The sequence below is a fragment of the Actinokineospora terrae genome (assembly GCF_900111175.1).
Taxonomy (GTDB): domain Bacteria; phylum Actinomycetota; class Actinomycetes; order Mycobacteriales; family Pseudonocardiaceae; genus Actinokineospora; species Actinokineospora terrae.
The window spans coordinates 142522-162980 of sequence record NZ_FOGI01000016.1; the positions used below are offsets into that span (position 1 = coordinate 142522).

A 20459-nucleotide genomic window follows, 5' to 3' on the forward strand; every position below is an offset into this window, starting at 1 on the left:
GGTACGCTCACCCGCACAGACGCAGTGCGACGCGCTCAGGGCCTCCCGGGAGCACGCGCACCGGCATGAGGAGGTTGCACGCAAGTGGCGCTCGTCGTCCAGAAGTACGGCGGATCCTCGCTCGAATCCGCCGACCGGATCAAACGCGTGGCCGAGCGCATCGTCGCCACGCGCAAGGCGGGCAACGACGTGGTGGTCGTCTGCTCCGCCATGGGGGACACGACTGACGAGCTGCTCGACCTCGCCAAACAGGTCAACCCGGTGCCGCCGGGGCGCGAGATGGACATGCTGCTCACCGCGGGCGAGCGCATCTCCAACTCCCTGGTGGCGATGGCCATCAGCGCCCTGGGCGCCGAGGCGCGCTCCTTCTCCGGCTCGCAGGCAGGCGTCATCACCACCTCGACGCACGGCAAGGCCCGGATCATCGACGTCACCCCCAGCCGGGTGCGCGAGGCGCTCGACCAGGGCCACATCGTGCTGGTCGCGGGGTTCCAGGGCGTCAGCCAGGACACCAAGGACGTGACCACGCTGGGCCGGGGCGGTTCGGACACCACCGCCGTCGCGCTCGCCGCCGCCCTCAACGCCGACGTCTGCGAGATCTACACCGACGTGGACGGCGTCTACTCCGCCGACCCCAGGATCGTCCCGGACGCCAAGAAGCTCGACCGGGTCACCTACGAGGAGATGCTGGAGATGGCCGCCAGCGGGGCCAAGGTGCTCATGCTGCGCTGCGTCGAGTACGCCCGCCGCTACGGCGTGCCCATCCATGTCCGTTCGTCGTACAGCACCAAGCCGGGGACGATCGTCTCCGGGTCAATGGAGGACTTGACCGTGGAACAGGCGATGATCACCGGCGTCGCGCACGACCGGTCCGAGGCCAAGGTGACCGTGGTCGGCGTGCCCGACACCGCCGGGGTGGCGGCGCGGATCTTCCGCACGGTGGCCGACACCGAGATCGACATCGACATGGTCCTGCAGAACGTGTCCAGCACCGTGTCCGGCAAGACCGACATCACCTTCACCCTGTCCAAGAGCAACGGCCCGACCGCGGTCGCCGCGCTGGAGAAGATCCGCGAGGAGCTCGGCTTCACCCAGGTGCTCTACGACGACCACGTCGGCAAGGTGTCGCTGGTCGGCGCGGGCATGCGCTCGCACCCCGGGGTCACGGCGACTTTCTGTGAGGCCCTTGCCAAGGCGGGGGTCAACATCGAGATCATCAACACCTCGGAGATCCGCATCTCCGTGCTGATCCGCGACACCCAGCTCGACGAAGCGGTGCGCGCGATCCACCAGGCATTCGAGCTCGGCGGCGAGGAAGCCGCCGTCGTCTACGCGGGGAGTGGTCGTTGATGGCCGGACCTGTTCTCGCCCTGGTCGGCGCCACCGGTGCCGTGGGCACCGTGATGGTCGACATCATGAACGGCAGGAAGAGCTGGCCGTGGGGTGAGGTGCGGCTCATCGCCTCACCGCGCTCGGCGGGCAAGAAGATCACCGTGCGCGGCGAGGAGCTGACCGTGCTCGCGCTGGCGCCCGAGGTGTTCGACGGGGTGGACGTCGCGATGTTCGACGTGCCCGACGAGGTGTCGGCGCACTGGGCGCCCATCGCCGCCGAGCGCGGCGCGGTGGCCGTCGACAACTCCGGCGCGTTCCGGATGGACGACGAGGTGCCGCTGGTGGTGCCCGAGGTCAACAACGACGAGGTCGGCAGCAGGCCGAAGGGGATCATCTCCAACCCCAACTGCACCACCCTGTCGATGATGGCCTCGCTCGGCGCGCTGCACCGCGAGTTCGAGCTGAGGGAACTGGTCGTCGCCTCCTACCAGGCGGCGTCCGGCGCGGGCCAGGACGGCATCGACCGGCTCTACGCCGAGTACGCCGCCGTCGCGGGCAAGGAGGTCGGCAACCGCGCTGGCGACGTCCGCGAGGCGCTGGCCGCGGCCGGGCTGTCGCAGGACGACTCGCCGTTCCCGGCCCCGCTCGCCCTCAACGTCGTGCCGTGGGCGGGCTCGCTCAAGGCCGACGGCTGGGCCAGCGAGGAGCTCAAGGTCCGCAACGAGGCCCGCAAGATCCTCGGCATCCCGGACCTGAAGGTGTCGGCGACCTGCGTGCGCGTCCCGGTCGTGACGACCCACTCGCTCGCCGTCCACGCCACCTTCGCCCGCCCGGTCACCGTCGAGCAGGCGCACGCGATCTTCGGCACCCAGCCCTCGATCGTCCTGGTCGACGACCCGGCGAACGGTCAGTTCCCGACGCCCGCCGATGTCGTGGGCGGCGACCCGACCTACGTCGGCCGGGTCCGCCAGGCGCTGGACTTCCCGAACACCCTGGACTTCTTCGTCTGCGGCGACAACCTGCGCAAGGGCGCCGCCCTCAACACCTACGAGATCGCCGAGACCCTCGCGAAGACCTTCTGATCATCGACGCCCGACCGGCCGGTGTCAGACGGGGACTCCCCCCGTCCGGCACCGGCCTTCGTCATCTCGGCGGTCTTGGCTGAGGGAACGGGGGCATCGTGGTTGTCGGCGCGCTGCTGTTGGTCATCCCCCTCGTGGGGGTCTGGCTCGGGATCGGCCGGATCAGGGCGGGGCAGCGGGCCGCTGTCCTGTTCACCGTCGGCTGCGCGGTGTTCGCGGTGTCCTGGCTGGTCTTCCTGCTGACCCGGCTCGGTGTCTGGCGCTCAACCGGTGCCCCCGAGAACCTGCTGGCGCAGTTCGCAGGCTTCCTGCCCGACCTCGTGCCCGCCACCGCGGTGATCGGCGTCGGACTCATCGTGCTGGCCCACCTCGCCGCCACCGGACGGCCTGCTGCTCGGCCCGACCCGGATCGCCGCCGTCCGTGGCTGGTCGCGGGCACCGCGGGACTGGTCGTGGTCGCGATGGGGTTCGTCGCGGCGGCCATGCCCGCCCGGGTGCCGGACCCGACGCTGGTGTCGGGCGTGGCGGTGCGGGTCGACCACGGGCGCGGGGTGTTCGCCTTCGCCAGGGACGGCGGCGGTGTGGCGGTCGAGTACCCGCTCGACAACCCGATGTGGGTCGACCGGACCGGGCAGAAGCACGTCGGCGGCAGGCCGGAGTGCCTGACCGGCGACGGCGCGGTGTCGCGGGCGGTCGAGCTGGCCCTGGTCGACGTCCGCGGTGTGCCGGGGTCAGGGTTTGGCAACCTCCGCCTGGTGCTGTCCGTCCGCTGCCTCGGCTGAGTCCCCGGGAGCCGGTGGACCGGTGCGGCCGGACCGGCCTGCCGCGGCGGCGACCGCGGCGATGAGCACCCCGCCCAGGCCCGCCACGGCGAACCCCCAGGCCGGTGAGGTGTGGTCGACCACGAACCCGATCGTCGGGGCGCCGAGCGAGGCCCCCAGGGTGAACGCGGAGCTCTGCAGGCCGGTCGCCGCGCCGCGCATGGACACCGGGGCCAGCCGGGCCACCTCCTCGCCCGTGGTGGCGATCGTCGGCGCGCACAGGGCGCTGCTGGGCACCAGGGCCAGCGCGAGCAGCCACCACTCGCCGATGAAGAACGCCGCCGGGATGGTCAGCAGCCCCATCAAGCCCATCAGCACGACCTGGGGCAGCGACCGCCGCACCGCGCCGTGCACCAGCCCGCCCGCGGCCGACGCGGTGCAGATGACGATCACCAGCAGCCCGGTCCAGTCCAGCTGCCCGCTCTCGCGCAGCGCCGCGACCATGGTCACGTCCGTGCCTGCCAGCACGAACACCGCGCCGCCGCCGACCAGCAGCACCCCGATGAACCGGGGCGTCAGCCACTCCTTGCGCGGTATCCGCTCGGTGTCCGCCCGCTCGTGGTCGGCGCGCACCCTGGGGTTGAACGCCACGATGAGCAGGCCGACGACCAGCACCGAGCAACCGAGCGCCGTGGTGGCCGCCTGCGGGGAGAGCTGGGTCGCCAGCAGCACCGCGACCGCCGGGCCGACCATGTAGCTGAGCTCGACCGAGATCGAGTCGAGGGAGAACGCCGTGCGCCGCAGCTCCTCAGGCACCATCGCGGCGATGGCCTGCCTGGCGATCGACATCGTCGGCAGCGCGAGCAGCCCGCCGAAGAACGCCGTGCCGAGCAGCACCGGGTACGACATGAACCGGGCGCTGAGCCAGAAGCCGCCCTCGCACAGGGTGGCCAACAACACCATCGGCCGCAGCCCGAACCGGTCGACGACGTGGCCCATCAGCGGGGCGCCGACCGCGACCCCGACCAGGCTCGCCGCGCCGACCAGCCCAGCGGCGCCGTAGCTGCCGCCGAGGCCGACCGCCACGAGCAGGGTGAACACCATCGAGGTGGCGGCGAGCGGGATGCGGGCGAAGAGCATCAACACCATCAGCGCGCGAACGCCCGGCAGGCCGAGCATCCGGCGGTACTGCTGCATGCCCCGATGGCACCCGAGTCCACCCGGCGGGTCAACCCATTAACCACTACGGTGGCTTATCTGGACTGACTCCAGAAAAGGGGACACCATGACCGACCAGCGACCCACCACCAACAACGTCGGCATCCCGGTCGGCAGCGACAACGACTCGCTGACCCTCGGCGCCAACGGCCCGATCCTGCTGCAAGACCACTACCTGATCGAGAAGAACGCCCAGTTCAACCGCGAGCGGGTCCCCGAACGCGTCGTGCACGCCAAGGGCGGCGGCGCCTTCGGGTTCCTCGAGGTGACCGAGGACGTCAGCCAGTTCACCAAGGCCGCGGTGTTCCAGCCGGGCACCCGCACCGAGAGCCTGATCCGGTTCTCCTCGGTCGCGGGGGAGAGCGGCTCGCCGGACACCTGGCGCGACCCGCGCGGCTTCGCGGTGAAGTTCTACACCTCGCAGGGCAACTACGACCTGGTCGGCAACAACACCCCGGTGTTCTTCATCCGCGACCCGATCAAGTTCCCCGACTTCATCCGCTCGCAGAAGCGCCGCGCCGACAACCACCTGCGCGACGCCGACATGCAGTGGGACTTCTGGACCCTGCGGCCCGAGTCGGCGCACCAGGTGACCTGGCTGATGGGCGACCGCGGCATCCCGTCGAACTGGCGCGAGATGAACGGCTACGGCTCGCACACCTACCTGTGGGAGAACGCGGGCGGCGAGAAGTTCTGGGTCAAGTACCACTTCAAGACCGACCAGGGCATCGGCTACCTGGCCCAAGCGGACGCGGACAAGCTCGCGGGCGACGACGCCGATCACTACATCCGGGACCTGTTCACCTCGATCAAGTCCGGCAACCACCCGAGCTGGACCCTGCACGTGCAGGTCATGCCGTACGAGGACGCTGCCGACTACCGGTTCAACCCGTTCGACCTGACCAAGGTCTGGCCGCACGGCGACTACCCGCTGATCAAGGTCGGCCGGTACGTGCTGGACCGCAACCCGGAGAACTACTTCGCCCAGATCGAGCAGGCCGCGTTCGAGCCGTCGAATCTGGTGGCCGGTATCGGGCCCTCTCCGGACAAGATGCTGCAAGGGCGTCTCTTCGCCTACCCGGACGCGCACCGCTACCGCATCGGGGCGAACTACACCCAGCTCCCGGTCAACGCCGCGAAGTCTCCGGTGAACAGCTACGCCAAGGACGGCGCGATGCGCTACTCCAACCCGGCAGACCCCGTGTACGCCCCGAACTCTTACGGCGGCCCGCACGCTGACGCCGCTTACGCGAGCGAGACCGTGTCGACATACGGCATCGAGGACGAGGTCATCCGCTCGGCGTACAAGCTGCACAGCGAGGACGACGACTGGGGTCAGCCCGGCACCCTCGTGCGCGAGGTGATGGACGACGCGCAGCGCGAGCGGCTCGCGGCCAACATCGTCGGCCACGCCTCCGCTGATGTGAGCGCGCCGGTCCTGGAGCGCGTGATCCAGTACTGGCGCAATGTCGACAAGAACCTCGGCGACAAGGTCGCCACTGGGCTGAACGGGTAGGTCAGTCAGCCCCAAGCGGTACCGCGGAGCCCGATCTGTCACCCGACAGGTCGGGTTCCGCCGTAATCGGCCCCGATCGGGCTACGACCGCCCTTCGGTCGGGGTAGGCCGATCCAAACCTCTCGGCCACGGCGACGCAGTGTCATGGAGTGGCCACCCCTGGTCACCCAACCTCTCAGAACGTGAATCGCACTCCGCTCACGCTCTGATTGATCAAAAAGGCATTTCCCGATTCAGCGATGGTTCTCGTCGGATTTCCCCGGTACTGAATTGATAGTCCACACGGACAACCGACAAGGAGAATCTCGATGAACAAGATCGCTCGCTTCGTCGCCGCGGCAGTCTCGGGTTCTGTTCTCGCCCTCGGTAGTGCCGGATTGGCACAGGCTGAAACAGCCACGATCTCTTCGGCTTCCGTCGAGCGCATCGCCACAGCCGACAGCGCGCTGCTGACGGCCGTCACCAACGAGGACCTCGCTGGCGTCCAGGTAGCCTTCGCCGACCTCCGCTCGTCGCTGGCCCAGTCCGGTGACGAGACGGCTCTCAAGCTCGACGCTGCCCTCGGCGAGTTGCAGGGCATCGTGCCCGGGCTGCCGATTCCCGACCTCGGTGGCTTGCTCGGTGGCGCGACCGGCGGTTTGCCGGGTGGGCTCCCGGGTGGGCTGCCCGGGCTCAGCGGCCTGCAGGGCCTGATCAACACCGTGACCAACCTGCTGACCTCGCTGCTCGGCGGCCTCCCGCTCGGCGGCGTGACCGGTGGCCTGCCCGGCGTCGGCGGCCTGACCGGTGGCCTGCCCGGCCTCGGCGCGCTGACCGGCCTGCTGGGCAACCTGCCGCTGGTGGGTGGCCTGACCGGTGGTCTGACCGGTGGCGCGACCGGCGGTGCCGGTGGCCTGCTCGGCGGTCTGACCAGCTCCATCCCGGGTGCCAGCCTGCTGACCGGCCTGCTCGGTGGCCTGCCGCTCGTCGGTGGCCTGCTGGGTCACTGACCGACCCGCTAGTAGTACTGGTGTGCTGATAGTGGCACGGAGAGCCGGTAATCCGATCCCGCTCGGATCGGGTTACCGGCTCTTTATTTCACGCCTTCAGAAAATAGCATGGCGGCGGGTGAATTTTCGCCGCTATTGGTGCATCAGGGCGCGGTGGAATGCCAGTGCGAGGCGTACGCGGCGGCCTCCGCGGTCAGCCAGGCGTCCAGGTTGTCGATATTGGTGTTGCGCGCCAGCCGGTATTCCCTGGCCCGGCGCAGGTCCACCACCAGCGGCTCGGCGCCCGCCAGCAGGTCGTCGGCGCAGACCGCGAGCACCCGCAGCGCCGCGTTCGCCCCATCCCTGGTCAGGGGCGCTTCCTTCAGGTGGAACAGCACGACCTGCAGCCCGCCGGAACGGCCCCGCACGGCCAGGTGCGGCGCCACCGTCAACTCCACGCCGCCGACCCGCAGCACCGTCGCGCCGCAGTCGACCGCCGTCAGCCTGGCCTTGCGCCACCAGGCCAGGAAGCCCGCCGCCACCTCGTCGTACGCCCGCGGCTGCCCGGTCAGCTCTGCCGCCTCGACGGCCTCCGCCAGGACCGCGGCCGGGTCCTCGGCGCGCGCCGCCACCTCGATCGCGGCGAGGATCGGCTGGTAGAACACCCGGCCGAAGTGGTCGGGGATGCCCTCGCGCTCGTGCGCCGCCACCACGATCTCGGTGCGCCTGGCCCGACCGCCAGCCGCGTACTCCGCGAACGCCGTCGCGCTCGTCACCACCGTCTTGGCCTGTCCGTCCACCCGCTGTGCCGTCGTGCCCATCGCGGCTCTCCCTCGGTCGGTGTCGATCTCCATCGTACCGCCGGGGTATGACACAAGTGTTCGAATCGTGCGGCCTGACCTGGGCGGATCTACGCCTTCGACAGCTCGCTGTGCAGCTTGAGCACCCGCCCGCCGTCGTCCTGCTCGAGCAGGTACGCCGGGTTGTCGCCGGTGCCGTGGCGGGTGATCTCCTCACCCTTGAGCGTGCGCGTGATGGACTCCGGGTGCGCCGAGACGACCTTGGCCTCGGCCCAGCCCGTGCCCCACTTCCACTTCACGCGGGCGCCCTCGCGGTAGTTCGCCATGCGCGCGGGGTACCCGCGGCGGGCTAGGGCGACTCCTGGAACGAGTCGACCACCTTCGCCAGCGCGGGCCCGGCGGTCTCCTTGCGCGCGGCCAGCGTCCAGGTCATCACGTGGTAGTACCGCCGGTCGCCCTCGATCAGGGTGAACCAGAACACGCACGGCTCGCCGTCGAAGGTCCCGGTGACCTCGTAGCGCGCCCCCGACAGCCCGCCGACCCGGACCGGCTCCCGGTCGCCGACCCTGGTGGCTTCCGAGGGCAGGTCGGCCATCAGCATGACAGCGCTGTCCTCGTAGTCGGCGAAGTCGTCGTAGTCGGACTTCTCGTCAGTGAACATCATCAGGTAGCGCTCTTGGAAGATCTGCCCGTAGGTCAGCGAGGCGCCCTCGGCCTTGAAGTCGTCCGGCAGCTCTTCCCAGTCGACCGGGATGGCCAGCGTGCTGTTGCCGTCGCTGGCCCGGACGACCTTGGTCTGGCCCACCTCGCCGCGGGCCGCGGGCGGGGCGTCCGGCGCGGTGTCGACCACCAGCCAGACCAGCGCCCCGGCCAGCACCGCGAGCACGGTCCCCAGCGTGACCCACAGCCAGGGCCTGCGCCGCCGCGGCGGGATCGTCAGGGTGTAGCCGTGGCCGCCTGCCGGCGGCAGCCCACCGTGGTGACCCGCCCAGGGTTGTTCGGACATCGCGACACCGCCCCCAGGTCACGTGCGTTTCCCGCTCGATCAGCGGGCGACGCCAGTCTAACGGCCTGGCAGGATCGGACGGGTGAGCACTCATCCAGTCGCCGAGGTACCGGACCGCCTGTTCGACGACGAGCAGGCCGAGGCCCGCTGGCGGGCGCGCTTCCACGCCGCCCGGGTCAGCCTGCCCGACTGGGCGCTGTCGGCGCCGGACCGGACCGTGTACATCTCCAACGCCAGCGGCGTGTGGGAGGTCTACGCCTGGGATCGGGCCACCGACACCCACCGCCAGGTCACCGACCGCCCCAACGGCACCCTGCACGCCACCGTGTCACCGGACGGCGAGCAGGTGTGGTGGTTCGCCGACACCGATGGCGACGAGTTCGGCACGTGGGTCGCCGAGCCGTTCGCGGGTCGTCCGGTGGGCACCGAGGCGGGCCCCGCGGTGCTGGGGGCGAAGGCCGGGTACCCGGCGGGCCTGGAGATCGGCGACGAGGTGCGGGTGGTCGGCGTAGCCGACGACGACGGCACCACGATCTACCTGTCCCGCGGCGGTGCCGAGGCCGAGGTGATCTACCAAGACGAGCACGACGGTGGCGTTGCCGCGCTCTCTTACGACGAGCGGCTGCTGGCCATCGCGCACTCCGAGCACGGCGACAACCGCCACCCGGCGCTGCGCGTGCTGTCTGTCGCGGATGGATCTACCGTCGCCGAGAAGTGGGACGGCAAGGGCAAGGGTCTTAGCGGTATCGCGTTCAGCCCCGTGGTCGGCGACAGCAGGCTGCTGGTGCTGCACGAGCGCCGTGGCCGCGAGGAACTCCTGATCTGGGACGTCGAGGCCGACACCGAGCACGAGATCGCCCTCGACCTCCCCGGCGAGGTCGAGGCCGACTGGTACACCGACGGCACCGCGCTGCTCGTCGCGCACACGCACCAGGCCCGCAACACCCTGCACCGCTACGACATCGCCACCGGCTCGTTGACCACTTTGGACACTCCACTCGGGACGATCGGCTCCGCCCACACCCGCCCGGACGGCACCGTCGAGTACTCCTGGTCCAGCGCCGCCGAACCCTCGGCCGTCCGCGCCCTCTTCAGCGACGGCACCGACCGCGTACTCCTCACCCCGCCGGGCGACCGAGCCCCCGTCAGCGCCCCCTTGACCGACGCCTTCGTCGAAACCGAGAACGGCACCGTCCACGCCCTGGTCGCCCGCCCCCTGGACGCCCCGGATGGCCCGCTGCCCACGGTCTTCAGCCTCCACGGCGGTCCCCACGCCGCTGATGAAGACCGGTTCTCGGCCTATCGGGCCATGTGGCTGGACGCGGGCTTCGCCGTGGTCCACGTCAACTACCGAGGCTCCACCGGCTACGGCTCCGCCTGGCGCGACGCGATCGAAGGCAAACCGGGCCTGACCGAACTGGCAGACGTAGCCGCTGTCCACACCTGGGCAGTCTCAACAGGCCTCGCAGACCCCACCCGCTGCGTAGTAAACGGCGCCTCCTGGGGCGGCTACCTGGCACTGTTGGCCCTAGGAACCCAGCCAGACCTCTGGGCCGCAGGCGTTGCCGGAGTCCCCGTAGCCGACTACCTGGCTGCGTACGAAGACGAAATGGAACCCCTCCGAGCCTTCGACCGAGCCCTCTTCGGCGGCTCCCCAGCAGAGCTGGGCCCCCTCTACGAAGAATGCTCCCCCATAACCTACGTAACCCAAGTCCAAGCCCCCATCCTCATCCTGGCCGGCGAGAACGACCCCCGCTGCCCCATCCGCCAGATCAACAACTACCTGACCCAACTATCCACCCAAAACCACCCCCACGAGGTCTACCTATACGACGCAGGTCACGGCTCCCTCGTCGTAGCGGAGACCATCAAGCAATCCCTCATCGAAGTCCACTTCGCCCTACGAGCCCTCAAACTCCGCTAGCCCCAACGATTCCCCGCATCCCCAGGCGGTCACTTCGTTCGGGACGAAGAGGTCGCAGGTTCAAATCCTGTCACCCCGACGCAGGTCAGGGGCCACCGAAGCTTTCGGTGGCCCCTGATTTCGTCCGTGTGCTTGTCTAACTGCTTGACTACGGGCCCCTGTTTATCAGCGACGGCGGACTGTGTCCACAGTCCGCTAAGCGGATGCACCGGCGCGAGCGCTGCGTTGGTTGGATCTCCAGCAGTCGCGGATGCTGCCATCGACACCATCGATCCTGGCCGCGATGTGCAGAAGCAGTTCGATGGCGACTTCGAGTCGCTGCGCTAGGCTATCGTGTTTTACAGATTGGTCGTCGCTAGGCGATGGCGTTTCACCGCGGAGGACGTTGTAAAGGTGCTCGGAGTGGAATCCGAGCGCGGTGGACAGTGCTTCAAGCGTCCGAGTGCTGCGCTTGCGTTCGACGGTGTTGTATTGAAGCTCCCGGATGATGGATTGAGAGACTTGCGGGCGCTCGGAGAGGATCCGTTGCCTCCACCCCAACTCTTCCATGCGCTCGTTGATGGCGTTGGACACGGCCGCCCAGTCTTCGCGACCGAGCGGCTGTAGAACGTCTTGATCTGGTGATGACATCGTGGCTCACGAGTTGAACAGGGCCTCGCCGCAATTGACCAGTCCGCTGACGATTCAAGGGTGTGGCAAGAAATCCGCGAACGGTCGACGAGTCCGGTTCGATGAGTCCGCGTCTCGCGCGCAAGGTCAGATGGCCGCGTTGGGCTTTTCGCTGTAGTTGTCTCGGGCCGTCGTTGCCGTGGTGATGAGCTTTTCCAGGCCCTTCTCGGTGAGCTTGAGCGTGAGTTCGCCGTCGTTGAAGTACAACTCGACACCATCCGGGCACAGGGTGTGCCTGATGTCGGCAAATTCCACCTCGGCGAAGATGATGGAAGCGTAACCGGCCATGGCGAGGGTGTTCATTCTTCTCCTTGAGAGTGTTCAGCAACTAGCTAGTCGGTCCGGACAAGTGTCGGCACGTTGAGTTTGGCTAGCACCGCTTGAAAAGGTCCCAGATCTAGGCTCACGCAAGTGCCTACCGTGCGCGGTCCATTCCGGGAGGAACCCAGAGTCCGGGGCCGCGCGCTTTGACTAGCCACGGGGCACCAGGTGCGCCGGGGGCGGGCAGGTCGAGAAATAAATCGATCACTTCGACCATCCCGCCAGAGTGTTCGGCGACAATGCCGCCGTCTGGGTCCAGACGCAAACCACCGGCGTCATCGTGGTTGTGAATGAGAATCGCGTCGGTCCAGCAGTCCGGCCACACGAGGACAGCCTTGGTCTGAACCACACAGCCCTCGGCTCGAAGGGCCACAAAGTGCCAGCCAGCACCTTCCATATCGACCATGCGATGTAGTTCCGGATGGGCGGTCAGTGCGGCGGCAGCAGCATTGGCGCTGCCCCGACCGGTCATCTATAGATACCAGGGCGGGTGCCCGGACAGAGGACCGACCCGAGCGGGCTGTCAACCGCGACGATGGTGGCCAGGCTTTCCCGTGTCCCGGTCGTCATTGGTCGCTTTCCTTTCGGTTCCGCCTGCACAGAAGAGGTCTCACCACTTCGGAGTGCAACGCTACGATCGGTGAGGAGCAGGGAGAACGGACCGTGAGTGCGGGTGCGGTTCGACCAGAATCAGGCAGACCTGGGAGCGTCCGTGGGCGGAAGATCGGCAACACTGACCGGGAGTCGGGGTTCCCGGTCTACGGGCATTGTGTCCGGTTACGTTCTCAAGCTCGCTCGCCAAGCGGCGGGGTTGACGCAGGAGCGATTCGCCGACCTTCTTGCGGTGGATGTGAGCACCGTCCAGGGCTGGGAGTCGGGGCGGCGTCCGCTCGCGGCGATGAACACCGGTGATTTCATCCGCCTGTGGACTCGGCTGCCTCGCCTCGGTGCGCCCGCGTCGACCGGTCGGTACCTCCGTGCGGCGGTCGAGGCAGATCTTGTCCTATCGACCGGGATCACGGCCGGTAGCGCATGGGTGGACTCGGACGTACACCCACTCGCGGCGAGCGTGCACCGCAAGACGCTGACCAACTTGATCACCTGGCCGTTCACCGGGCAACTACCGTCGGAACTGGGGCCTTCACATCGAAGGTGCCCCGGCGTGGTCCAGCCGCTTCCGGCCCCGTCCTGAGTGCCGACCAGCGGACCCGGTTCTTCGACCACTTGATGACCGTCGCCGAACGCGGCGTACGCCCCGGTGAGGCATTGCTCCGCCGACAAGCGGTCTACCTACTCGGCTTCGACCAACGCACCCGGGTGATCGCGTGGTTGCGCGGTGAGTGGAACAGCGCCAGTCGCCGCCCGATCGCCGACGTCACCAAACTGCTTGAAGCCCGCTCCGCATCGGTCGCACTCGCTTCAACCGGCGACGGCGCGCACCTGCACGACTTCGTTGCCCGCTCAAACGACACCCGCGCGGAGTTGGCGAACCTCAACTACTGGGCACACTGGATCGGCGAACTCGGCGACGACCAGACCGACGACACCTTCATGGCCGCGGACGACACCAGGGCCTGGTCTGGCGTGCGGCTCTTCCAGCACTTGGTCAACCGTCTCGACCCGTCATCAACGCATCTACCGCTGAACCTCCATACTGTCCACTCGCTCGTGGCCAGTCGCCCCACCCTGTTGAGAGAACGATCCGCCAGCCGAGACGCGCTCGCGGGAGCACTCGACATCCTCACCTCCGGCGACGTGCTGACCGGTGACGGCCGTAACCAGGTCACCGGACTCCGCTACGCCCTTCGCCTCGCCGCTCGCTAGGGAGAACACCTGATGGCAGAAGAGCCCGCCGCACTCGCTGCGTTCGGCTACGAACTCGGGCTGCTCAAACGCATCCGCCGTGCCGGGTGGTGGCACGTCGGTGTTCGCGACCCGGAATCCGTGGCCGAACACAGCCTGCGGACCGCGCAGATCGCCGCCCTGCTCGCCGCGGAAGAAGGCGCCTCGCCCGAGCGGGCCGCGTTTCTCGCACTCTGGCACGACACACAGGAAACCCGCACCGGGGACATCCCGCACACCGCGACCAAATACCTGACCAAGCCCGACCCACGCGCGATCACCGCAGACCAGACCGCCGCCCTGCCCGACGCCTCCCGCGAACTGGTCCGAGAAGCGGTGGACGAGTTCGAGAACCGGCAGACCCCTGAGGCGTTGTGCGCGAAGGACGCGGACAAGCTCGAAATGCTGCTCCAAGCCATCGAGTACCGCGAAACCGGAGTTCAGCGCGTCGACGGGTGGATCGACTCAGCCCGCAAGGGCCTCACCACCGAGACCGCCCGACGCATAGCCGAAGCCGCTGTGACGCTCTCCCCACTAACTTGGCGAGACCGCTAGCGGGCAACCCGCCCTAGTGGAGCGACCCCCGACCTTCCACTGTGATGGACGGTGGCTGATCTGCGATCACTGGATCCAGCGAGGGAAGAGACAGCGCCGCGCTCGGTCGATTTGGTCGTGGTTGCTGTGCGGGTCAGGCGCGGGATAGGGCGAACTCGGCTACTTGGAGGCCGATGGTGCGCAGGGTGGTGGGGACGTTGGGGTCGGTGCAGCCGCCGGTTTCGTCGAACTTGGTGCCGATGGTGTTGATGGCGGCGCCGAGGGGGGTGGGCCAGGCGCGGAGGGCGTGGGTTACCGAGCGGAGGGCGGTGAGGGTGTTGACGGCTGCCTGCCAGCCTGCGGCGGTGGCGACGCAGCCGACCGCACGGCCGTCGAGGTAGACGCGTTCGTCCTCGCGGAGGTCCTCGACGTAGTCCAGGGCGTTCTTGACCAGGCCGGACACGGTGCCGTGGTAGCCGGGGGAGACCAGGATGACGCCGTCGGCCTCGCGGAGTTCGTCGACGAGCCTGCGGGCGGCGTCGGTGCGGTCGGGCACCGCGGGGTCGTAGAACGGCAGCACCAGGTCGGTACCCGAGAGAGCGGTCGTCTTGGCCCCCGCCTCCGCTGCGCCCGCGAGTGCGATGCGCAGCGCGCGCTCGGACTGCGAGTCCGCGCGCAGCGACCCGCCGATTCCCACCACTGAGACCGTCACCTGACCATCCTTCCACCGGTGGGGGTGACGGTACGACCTCCATCGCGGTGGAGGTCCACATGGCGTTGCCCACGTCACTACTGGCAAGTAACGTGACGCCGGTGCTGCTGGACGCGATCCCGACCCACGTGCAGACCGCCGCGGTGCGGGCTGTCTTCGCCCTGCCCCGCTCGATTCGCCGCCTCATCGCAGGCAGGCCTATCAGGGTGGACGGCCAAGAGTTGGCGCTCGACGCCCAACTCCTTCTTACCCTCAACCGCTTGGCCAATGGTGACGGAATGGCCCACCGCGACCCCGACCGGTCCCGCGTCGACATGCGCAAGTCCAGCCGTCTTATCGCGGGCGAGCAGATCGAGCCGGTAGAGGTAAGAAGCCTGGACGTGGACGGGATACCTGCACGCCTCTACACCCCTCACGGCGTCGGCGAACGCGCTCCGCTCCTGGTCTTTTACCACGGCGGCGGCTGGGTCCTCGGCGATCTAGACACGCACGACAACCCTAGCCGCTTCATCGCCAAGAACGCCGAAGTCAAGGTCCTCTCCGTCGACTACCGCCTAGCCCCAGAGCACCCGTTCCCTGCTGCGGCCGACGACGCCCTAAGCGCGTACGTCTGGGCCTCTAAAAACGCTGACTCTCTTGGCGTAGACCCGAGTCGCATCGCCGTAGGCGGAGACTCGGCCGGGGGCAACCTAGCCGCCGTCACCGCCCACCAGGCCGTACGCACAGGTGCCACTGCGCCCGCGTTCCAACTCTTGTTCTACCCGGGCACCGACGCCACAGTGCGCCGCCGCTCTCGTGACCTCTTCGCCACCGGCTACTTCCTAACCGACCGCGACATCGACTGGTTCCTCAACCATTACGCGTCCCATCGGGAACACCGGGCCGACCCCCGCTTCTCCATCCTCCGCGCCGAAGACCTCACCGGCCTCCCACCCGCCTACATAGCCACCGCAGGCTTCGACCCCCTCCGCGACGAAGGCGAGGCCTACGCCAACGCCCTCCGCGCCGCCGGGGTCCCCACAATCCTCACCCGCCACCAAGACCTCATCCACGGCTACATCAACTTCCTGGCCGCCCCCCACTTCCGCCAAGCCCTCCACGAAGCCACCACTACCCTCAAAACCGCTCTAGCCCTGACCCCCACCCTCTAACCCTCGCCCACCCCAGAAGCCGCGCTCTCCCAACACCTCACGGTGCCAAGGGCCTCATCAGCCACACGTGGCCAAGCCGCGCTCACCAAGCCCACCGGTCCACCGCACCGTGGGCGACTAGCCCATTGGTCACATACCCGACGTGAGGGCCGAAGGCCCGAGCGAGCCCACTCCACCGGCGCCCACCAATGCCACCGGTCCACCGCACCGTGGGGGCCTGGGTGGGTCGCCCCCCAGAACGAAAACGGCCGACCCCGTTCGCGTTCTCCGCGAACATGGGTCGGCCGTCGGTCGTCGGGGTGACAGGATTTGAACCTGCGACCTCTTCGTCCCGAACGAAGCGCGCTACCAAGCTGCGCCACACCCCGATAGTGGAACGACGGCAAGTCTAACGGACGCGTGCGCTGGCTCCGAACCGGGCTCCCCTTGTGCCGACCACGGCAGGATCGGTGCTGGTCAGGCGGGGTACGAGGGTCAGCAGGCTGGCTTCGGGCGGGCAGGCGAAGCGGACCGGTGCGTAGGGCGAGGTTCCCAGGCCGGCGGAAACGTGGAGCCAGGTGTGGGCGCCCCAGCGGGAGGTGCCCCGGGCGCGGCCCCGGTCGAGTTGGCAGTTGGTGACGATGGCGCCGTAGCCGGGGATGCGGAGTTGGCCGCCGTGGGTGTGGCCTGCCAGCACGAGGTCGTAGCCGTCTTCGGCGAAGCGGTCGAGGACCCGGGGTTCGGGGGAGTGGGTGACGCCGAGGCGCAGGGTGGCCTGGCGGTCGGGTTTGCCCGCGATCTCGTCGTAGCGGTCGCGGCGCAGGTGGGGGTCGTCGACGCCCGCGGCGGCGATGGGGCGGCCGTCGATGGTGAAGAGGGTGCGGTTGTGGGTGAGGTCGATCCAGCCGCGTTCGAGCATGGCGGCGCGGAGGTCCTTCCAGGGCAGCGGGATGCCGTGGATGCGCTTGTTCGACGGGAACAGGTACCGCGCGGGGTTCTTGGGCTTCGGCGCGTAGTAGTCGTTGCTGCCGAAGACGAACACGCCGGGCCGGTTGAGCAGCGGGCCGAGGGCGCGGACCACGGCGGGCACGGCCTGCTTGTGGGCGAGGTTGTCGCCGGTGTTGACGACCAGGTCCGGGTTCAGCTCGTCGAGCGCGGCGACCCAGCGCTGCTTCGACTTCTGGCCGGGGAGCATGTGCAGGTCGGAGATGTGCAGGATGCGCAGTGGTCGGGCGCCCTCGGCGAGCACCGGCAGCGTAGCCTGCCGCAGGGTCCACCTGGTCCGTTCGTACCCCGCCGCGTAGGCGATGGTGGCCGCGCCCAGCGCGGTCGTGCCGATGGCGATGCGACCGAGGGTCCTCACTGCGTCACTCACACCCACGAGCGTACGGGTTCGCCGCGACCGCACTCGACGATCAGTACTGTTCCCCCCATGGCCGAGCTGAAGAACCGCCTCAGGGCAGACCTCACCGCCGCGTTGAAGGGCCAGGAGAAGATCCGGCTCGGGACCCTGCGCATGGCGTTGGCGGCGGTCACGAAAGAGGAGGTCGCGGGTACCGAGGCCCGCGAGTTGACCGACGACGAGGTCCTCAAGGTCCTCGCCCGCGAGGTCCGCAAGCGCAAGGAGGCCTCGGAGGCCTTCGCGGGCGCGGGCCGGGCCGAGCAGGCGCAGTTGGAGCTGGACGAGGCCGAGGTCCTCAACGAGTACCTGCCCAAGCAGCTCGACGACGCCGAGATCACCGCCCTGGTGGAGCAGGCCATCGCCGAGGTCGCCACCCAGCTGGGTGAGGCTCCCGGGCAGCGGCAGATGGGCCAGGTCATGAAGGCCGCCAGCGCCAAGGTCGCCGGTAGGGCTGACGCGGGCAGGGTCGCGGGGATCGTCAAGGCGAAGCTCGCGGGCTGACACGCGCCGCGATGTCGTCTCCACTGTGGCGAGAGCGAGGGCCTGCCACCGGCCGCGATCCAGTTCGGACTGGCCAGACCACGGTCCACCGCGCCGGGAAAAGCGATCAGGGCAGGCGCCTGAGGTGCCTGCCCTGACCACGAACGACTAGTTCCGGTTGTCCGGTGGCTGCAACGGCATCCCGTTGACCATGGTCGAGCTGTTGGCCTCGTGCCAGTCGAACGACTGGCCCTCCGCGGCCCCGAGCTCGCCGTGCCAGTCCGGCTGGGCCGGGTCGGTCTGCTCCCGGCGGGCCAGTTCCTCCTGCAGCTGCCGCAGCAGGCCGAGTTCCTGGTCGTTGAGGGAGTCGTCGACCGGCTCCTCGGTGACCCACGGCTCCGGCTTCTTCACGACCTTCGCCACGACCGCGGGCGGCGTCCGGGGCACCTGGACCTCGGTGGCGTAGCGCATCGCGGTGTGGTGGTAGTCGGTCGGCTCGGTGCCGTCGCGCAGCACCTCGACCGACGCGGTGAGCCCGGCGCGGCGCAGCGCGTGCTCGACCCGGTACGCGGTGGCGGCGGCCGACCCGGTGGGCCCGACGCCGATGAGGATCACCCGGTGCGGGACGGCCCCGGTGGCGGCACCGGCCGGGGTGAGCCGCCACACGGCCCACACGGCGCGGATGTCGGGCAGCGCGTCGAGCACCCGGTTGATGGCGTCGGACACCCCCTGCTCCGCGCCGATGCCGTCGACCTTGCCCGCGGCGAACCGGTGCCGGGTCATCATCTCCGGCTCGACCAGGCGCAGCCGCTCGACCACGGTCGGGTCGGCGTTGGCGGCGGCGAACAGCGACAGCAGCTCGTCGCGCTCGCCCTTGCCGACCCCGACCGGACCGGCGACCAGGCAGCCCGCGATCAGCTCGAGGGCGCGGTCGACCTCGGCGGAGGCCAGCAGCTCCCTGGCGTCGGCGAGCGCGTCGTCGTCGAGCCTGCCCGCGAAGACGAGCAGGAGGTCGTGCACCCGGATCGGCAGGGCCACCCCCGCCCACGAACCCTTGCCTGGCGAGACCTGCGTCACGTTCTGACCCCTCCCACTCGTGCAGCGCCTAGCTGGGAACCAGGTGGCCCTCGGCGACCAGCGGTTCCGAGGCCGCCAAGGCGGCCCGGTGGTACCCGGGGAGCTCGGTGCCGCTGGGCAGCACCTCCACGGCGGGCTCGTAGGTGCCCAGGGCGCGCAGCACCCGCTGCAGCTCCCCGGTCAGCCTCGGCGCGTCCCCGGTCGTGGTGACCAGCACCACCCGCGCCACCGACCCGGCCGTGCGGCCCCGGCGCCAGCTCGACCGCGCCTCGACCACCTCGGGTCGACCGCGCAGCATCGCGCTGAGCACCACGGCCACCGAGTCACCCATGCTCACCCATTCGGGCGACTCTGCGGAGAAGGTGTAGTCGAGTTCGGCGATTTCGTCCACCCACGCGAGCGCGTTGAGCTTCTCGGCGTCCGCGCCGTTGCTCATCAGGGCGTTGACCGCGAGCCGGTACTCCTCGGGGGTGATCGCCACCCGCTCGCGCAGCAGGGTCAGCGGCAGCGCCCTGGCCACCGCGTCGACGGCGTCGGCGGCCAGCCAGTCGCGGAAGCGCCACAGCTGGCGGTCGCTGAGCCGCCCGGCGAGCCGCAGGAGCAGTTCGTGCGCGCTCACGCGACCTCCACCACCAGCTCGACCTCCACGGGCACGCCGCGCGGCAGCTCGCTCACCCCGACCGCGGAGCGCACGTGGGCGCCCGCGTCACCGAAGACCTCGCCGAGGAAGTCGGACGCGCCGTTGAGCACCACGGGCTGGCCGGTGAAGCCCTCCGCGGAGGCGACGTAGCCGACGACCTTGACCACGCGCACCACGGCGTCCACGCCGACCAGGTCGTGCACGGCGGCGAGTGCGTTGAGGGCGGCGAGCTTGGCCAGCTGCTGGGCTTCCTCGGGGCTCACCTCGGCGCCGACCTTGCCGGTCGCGATCACCTCACCGTTGACGACCGGCAGCTGACCGGCGGTGTAGACCAGCGACCCGGCCTTGATGGCGGGCACGTACGACCCGATGGGGGCCACCACCGGGGGGAGTTCGACGCCGAGCTCGGCCAGTCGCGCGCTCCAGGTCATCAGGCACCCCTCGGGCGCTTGAGGTAGGCGACCAGCTGCTCGCCGGTCGGGCCGGGCAGCACGGAGACCAGCTCCCAGCCGTCCTCGCCCCACTGGTCGAGGATCTGCTTGGTCGCGTGGATCAGCAGCGGGACGGTGGCGTACTCCCACTTGGTCAACTCAGCCAACGCCGTTCCTCACCTCGTCGCGGACGACCCGGTCGAGCGACCAGATCGGGGCTCACCCTAGTCGGTGGCGGCCTTTGTGGAACCCCGCGTCGACCTGTGGAACCCACCGCCCCGGCGCCGGTCGGTACGGTTCGACCATGGAGTCCTGGCGGATCATCGCCACCGCGCTGCTCGGGGGCGGCGGCCTGGTGCTGGTGCTGCTGACGATGGCCAAGGTGCGCGACCGCAGCGGGCGGTCGGGGACGGTCGCCATCTCCGGCGCGGTCGCCTTCACCGCGCTGGTGCTGCTGTGTGTGTTGACCGTCACCGTGCTCCCGGCCGGGGTCGCCTGGGGCGCGGTGATCGTGGTCGGCGTGGTCACCTCCGCGCTGCTGCTGGTGGGCTGAGAAGCGGTGCTGATCACCCGGTACTCGGGGGGCGCTCGGGGCAACCGGGCATTTACGCTGA

25 protein-coding genes and 1 tRNA gene are annotated in these 20459 nt (G+C 69.3%); 12 read left to right on the plus strand and 14 right to left on the minus strand.

The features are described from left to right. The first annotated feature begins 84 nt into the window (after window positions 1–84). From BMY07_RS30370 to BMY07_RS30380, 3 genes are all read left to right on the plus strand, one after another. Entirely contained in the window at window positions 85–1350 is a 1266-nt protein-coding gene (locus BMY07_RS30370) for an aspartate kinase (protein WP_092786160.1), read from the plus strand. After that, window positions 1350–2414 carry an aspartate-semialdehyde dehydrogenase gene (locus tag BMY07_RS30375; protein ID WP_092786162.1) on the plus strand — a complete coding sequence of 355 codons (1065 nt, stop codon included), beginning with the start codon at window positions 1350–1352 and terminating at the stop codon, window positions 2412–2414. The genes BMY07_RS30370 and BMY07_RS30375 overlap by 1 nt, the downstream gene beginning before the upstream one ends. 98 nt (window positions 2415–2512) lie before the next feature. Then, window positions 2513–3196, plus strand: a complete 684-nt coding sequence (locus tag BMY07_RS30380) for a hypothetical protein (RefSeq protein WP_092786164.1) — start codon at window positions 2513–2515, stop codon at window positions 3194–3196. Here BMY07_RS30380 and BMY07_RS30385 read toward each other — a convergent pair. Further along, complete coding sequence (locus tag BMY07_RS30385) at window positions 3146–4372, minus strand: MFS transporter (protein ID WP_092786166.1); 1227 nt, start codon at window positions 4370–4372, stop codon at window positions 3146–3148. The genes BMY07_RS30380 and BMY07_RS30385 overlap by 51 nt on opposite strands. 88 nt (window positions 4373–4460) lie before the next feature. Here BMY07_RS30385 and BMY07_RS30390 point away from each other — a divergent pair, with 88 nt between their 5' ends. Further along, complete coding sequence (locus BMY07_RS30390) at window positions 4461–5909, plus strand: catalase (protein ID WP_092786168.1); 1449 nt, start codon at window positions 4461–4463, stop codon at window positions 5907–5909. 308 nt (window positions 5910–6217) lie between these two features. Further along, entirely contained in the window at window positions 6218–6898 is a 681-nt protein-coding gene (locus BMY07_RS30395) for a hypothetical protein (RefSeq protein WP_092786170.1), read from the plus strand. Window positions 6899–7041: 143 nt separating this feature from the next. Here BMY07_RS30395 and BMY07_RS30400 read toward each other — a convergent pair whose 3' ends face one another. From BMY07_RS30400 to BMY07_RS30410, 3 genes are all read right to left on the minus strand, one after another. Continuing rightward, entirely contained in the window at window positions 7042–7698 is a 657-nt protein-coding gene (locus BMY07_RS30400) for a hypothetical protein (RefSeq protein WP_143073719.1), read from the minus strand. A gap of 89 nt (window positions 7699–7787) precedes the next feature. Beyond that, window positions 7788–8003, minus strand: a complete 216-nt coding sequence (locus tag BMY07_RS30405) for a hypervirulence associated TUDOR domain-containing protein (RefSeq protein WP_092786174.1) — start codon at window positions 8001–8003, stop codon at window positions 7788–7790. Between the two features lie 23 nt (window positions 8004–8026). Continuing rightward, complete coding sequence (locus tag BMY07_RS30410) at window positions 8027–8683, minus strand: hypothetical protein (protein ID WP_092786176.1); 657 nt, start codon at window positions 8681–8683, stop codon at window positions 8027–8029. Window positions 8684–8765: 82 nt separating this feature from the next. Between BMY07_RS30410 and BMY07_RS30415 the strand changes: the two genes are divergently transcribed. Then, entirely contained in the window at window positions 8766–10607 is a 1842-nt protein-coding gene (locus BMY07_RS30415; RefSeq protein WP_092786178.1) for a S9 family peptidase, read from the plus strand. A 195-nt stretch (window positions 10608–10802) separates the two neighbouring features. Here BMY07_RS30415 and BMY07_RS33950 read toward each other — a convergent pair whose 3' ends face one another. From BMY07_RS33950 to BMY07_RS33955, 3 genes are all read right to left on the minus strand, one after another. Beyond that, window positions 10803–11237 carry an XRE family transcriptional regulator gene (locus BMY07_RS33950; RefSeq protein WP_245782743.1) on the minus strand — a complete coding sequence of 145 codons (435 nt, stop codon included), beginning with the start codon at window positions 11235–11237 and terminating at the stop codon, window positions 10803–10805. Between the two features lie 126 nt (window positions 11238–11363). Next, entirely contained in the window at window positions 11364–11579 is a 216-nt protein-coding gene (locus BMY07_RS30420) for a hypothetical protein (RefSeq protein ID WP_092786180.1), read from the minus strand. A 112-nt stretch (window positions 11580–11691) separates the two neighbouring features. Continuing rightward, complete coding sequence (locus BMY07_RS33955; RefSeq protein WP_143073721.1) at window positions 11692–12069, minus strand: hypothetical protein; 378 nt, start codon at window positions 12067–12069, stop codon at window positions 11692–11694. 297 nt (window positions 12070–12366) lie between these two features. Between BMY07_RS33955 and BMY07_RS36300 the strand changes: the two genes are divergently transcribed. Genes BMY07_RS36300 through BMY07_RS30435 form a run of 3 tightly spaced genes read left to right on the plus strand, consistent with a single transcriptional unit; the run spans window position 12367 to window position 13994 of the window. After that, complete coding sequence (locus tag BMY07_RS36300; protein WP_425426374.1) at window positions 12367–12789, plus strand: helix-turn-helix domain-containing protein; 423 nt, start codon at window positions 12367–12369, stop codon at window positions 12787–12789. 35 nt (window positions 12790–12824) lie between these two features. Continuing rightward, on the plus strand, window positions 12825–13421 hold the full coding sequence (locus BMY07_RS30430) for a hypothetical protein (protein WP_143073722.1): 597 nt from the start codon (window positions 12825–12827) through the stop codon (window positions 13419–13421). A 12-nt stretch (window positions 13422–13433) separates the two neighbouring features. Continuing rightward, window positions 13434–13994 carry an HD domain-containing protein gene (locus BMY07_RS30435; RefSeq protein ID WP_092786186.1) on the plus strand — a complete coding sequence of 187 codons (561 nt, stop codon included), beginning with the start codon at window positions 13434–13436 and terminating at the stop codon, window positions 13992–13994. Window positions 13995–14127: 133 nt separating this feature from the next. Here the strand turns inward: BMY07_RS30435 and BMY07_RS30440 are convergent, their stop codons facing one another. Next, entirely contained in the window at window positions 14128–14685 is a 558-nt protein-coding gene (locus tag BMY07_RS30440; RefSeq protein WP_092786188.1) for an NADPH-dependent FMN reductase, read from the minus strand. 59 nt (window positions 14686–14744) lie between these two features. Here BMY07_RS30440 and BMY07_RS30445 point away from each other — a divergent pair, with 59 nt between their 5' ends. After that, entirely contained in the window at window positions 14745–15836 is a 1092-nt protein-coding gene (locus BMY07_RS30445; protein ID WP_092786253.1) for an alpha/beta hydrolase, read from the plus strand. 294 nt (window positions 15837–16130) lie between these two features. Here BMY07_RS30445 and BMY07_RS30450 read toward each other — a convergent pair. After that, window positions 16131–16204 (minus strand) — tRNA-Pro (locus BMY07_RS30450). Window positions 16205–16224: 20 nt separating this feature from the next. Continuing rightward, window positions 16225–17178 carry a metallophosphoesterase gene (locus tag BMY07_RS30455; protein ID WP_245782748.1) on the minus strand — a complete coding sequence of 318 codons (954 nt, stop codon included), beginning with the start codon at window positions 17176–17178 and terminating at the stop codon, window positions 16225–16227. Between the two features lie 69 nt (window positions 17179–17247). Here BMY07_RS30455 and BMY07_RS30460 point away from each other — a divergent pair, with 69 nt between their 5' ends. Then, a complete protein-coding gene (locus tag BMY07_RS30460; RefSeq protein WP_092786192.1) occupies window positions 17248–17718 on the plus strand; it encodes a GatB/YqeY domain-containing protein in 471 nt (156 codons plus the stop codon). A gap of 147 nt (window positions 17719–17865) precedes the next feature. Here BMY07_RS30460 and BMY07_RS30465 read toward each other — a convergent pair whose 3' ends face one another. The 4 genes from BMY07_RS30465 to sp36 are packed head-to-tail and all read right to left on the minus strand — an operon-like array spanning window position 17866 to window position 20003. Further along, window positions 17866–18774: a hypothetical protein gene (locus BMY07_RS30465; protein ID WP_092786194.1), complete on the minus strand. Its 909-nt coding sequence runs from the start codon at window positions 18772–18774 to the stop codon at window positions 17866–17868. Between the two features lie 28 nt (window positions 18775–18802). Continuing rightward, window positions 18803–19393 carry a hypothetical protein gene (locus BMY07_RS30470; protein ID WP_092786196.1) on the minus strand — a complete coding sequence of 197 codons (591 nt, stop codon included), beginning with the start codon at window positions 19391–19393 and terminating at the stop codon, window positions 18803–18805. Next, complete coding sequence (locus BMY07_RS30475) at window positions 19390–19845, minus strand: RidA family protein (protein WP_092786198.1); 456 nt, start codon at window positions 19843–19845, stop codon at window positions 19390–19392. The genes BMY07_RS30470 and BMY07_RS30475 overlap by 4 nt, the downstream gene beginning before the upstream one ends. Beyond that, window positions 19845–20003, minus strand: coding sequence for a Sp36 family protein (gene sp36, locus BMY07_RS30480; RefSeq protein ID WP_211346500.1), 159 nt, complete (start codon window positions 20001–20003; stop codon window positions 19845–19847). The genes BMY07_RS30475 and sp36 overlap by 1 nt, the downstream gene beginning before the upstream one ends. 146 nt (window positions 20004–20149) lie before the next feature. On the opposite strand from sp36, the gene BMY07_RS30485 reads away from it, so the two are divergent. After that, entirely contained in the window at window positions 20150–20398 is a 249-nt protein-coding gene (locus tag BMY07_RS30485) for a hypothetical protein (RefSeq protein WP_092786202.1), read from the plus strand. Window positions 20399–20459: the final 61 nt, after the last annotated feature.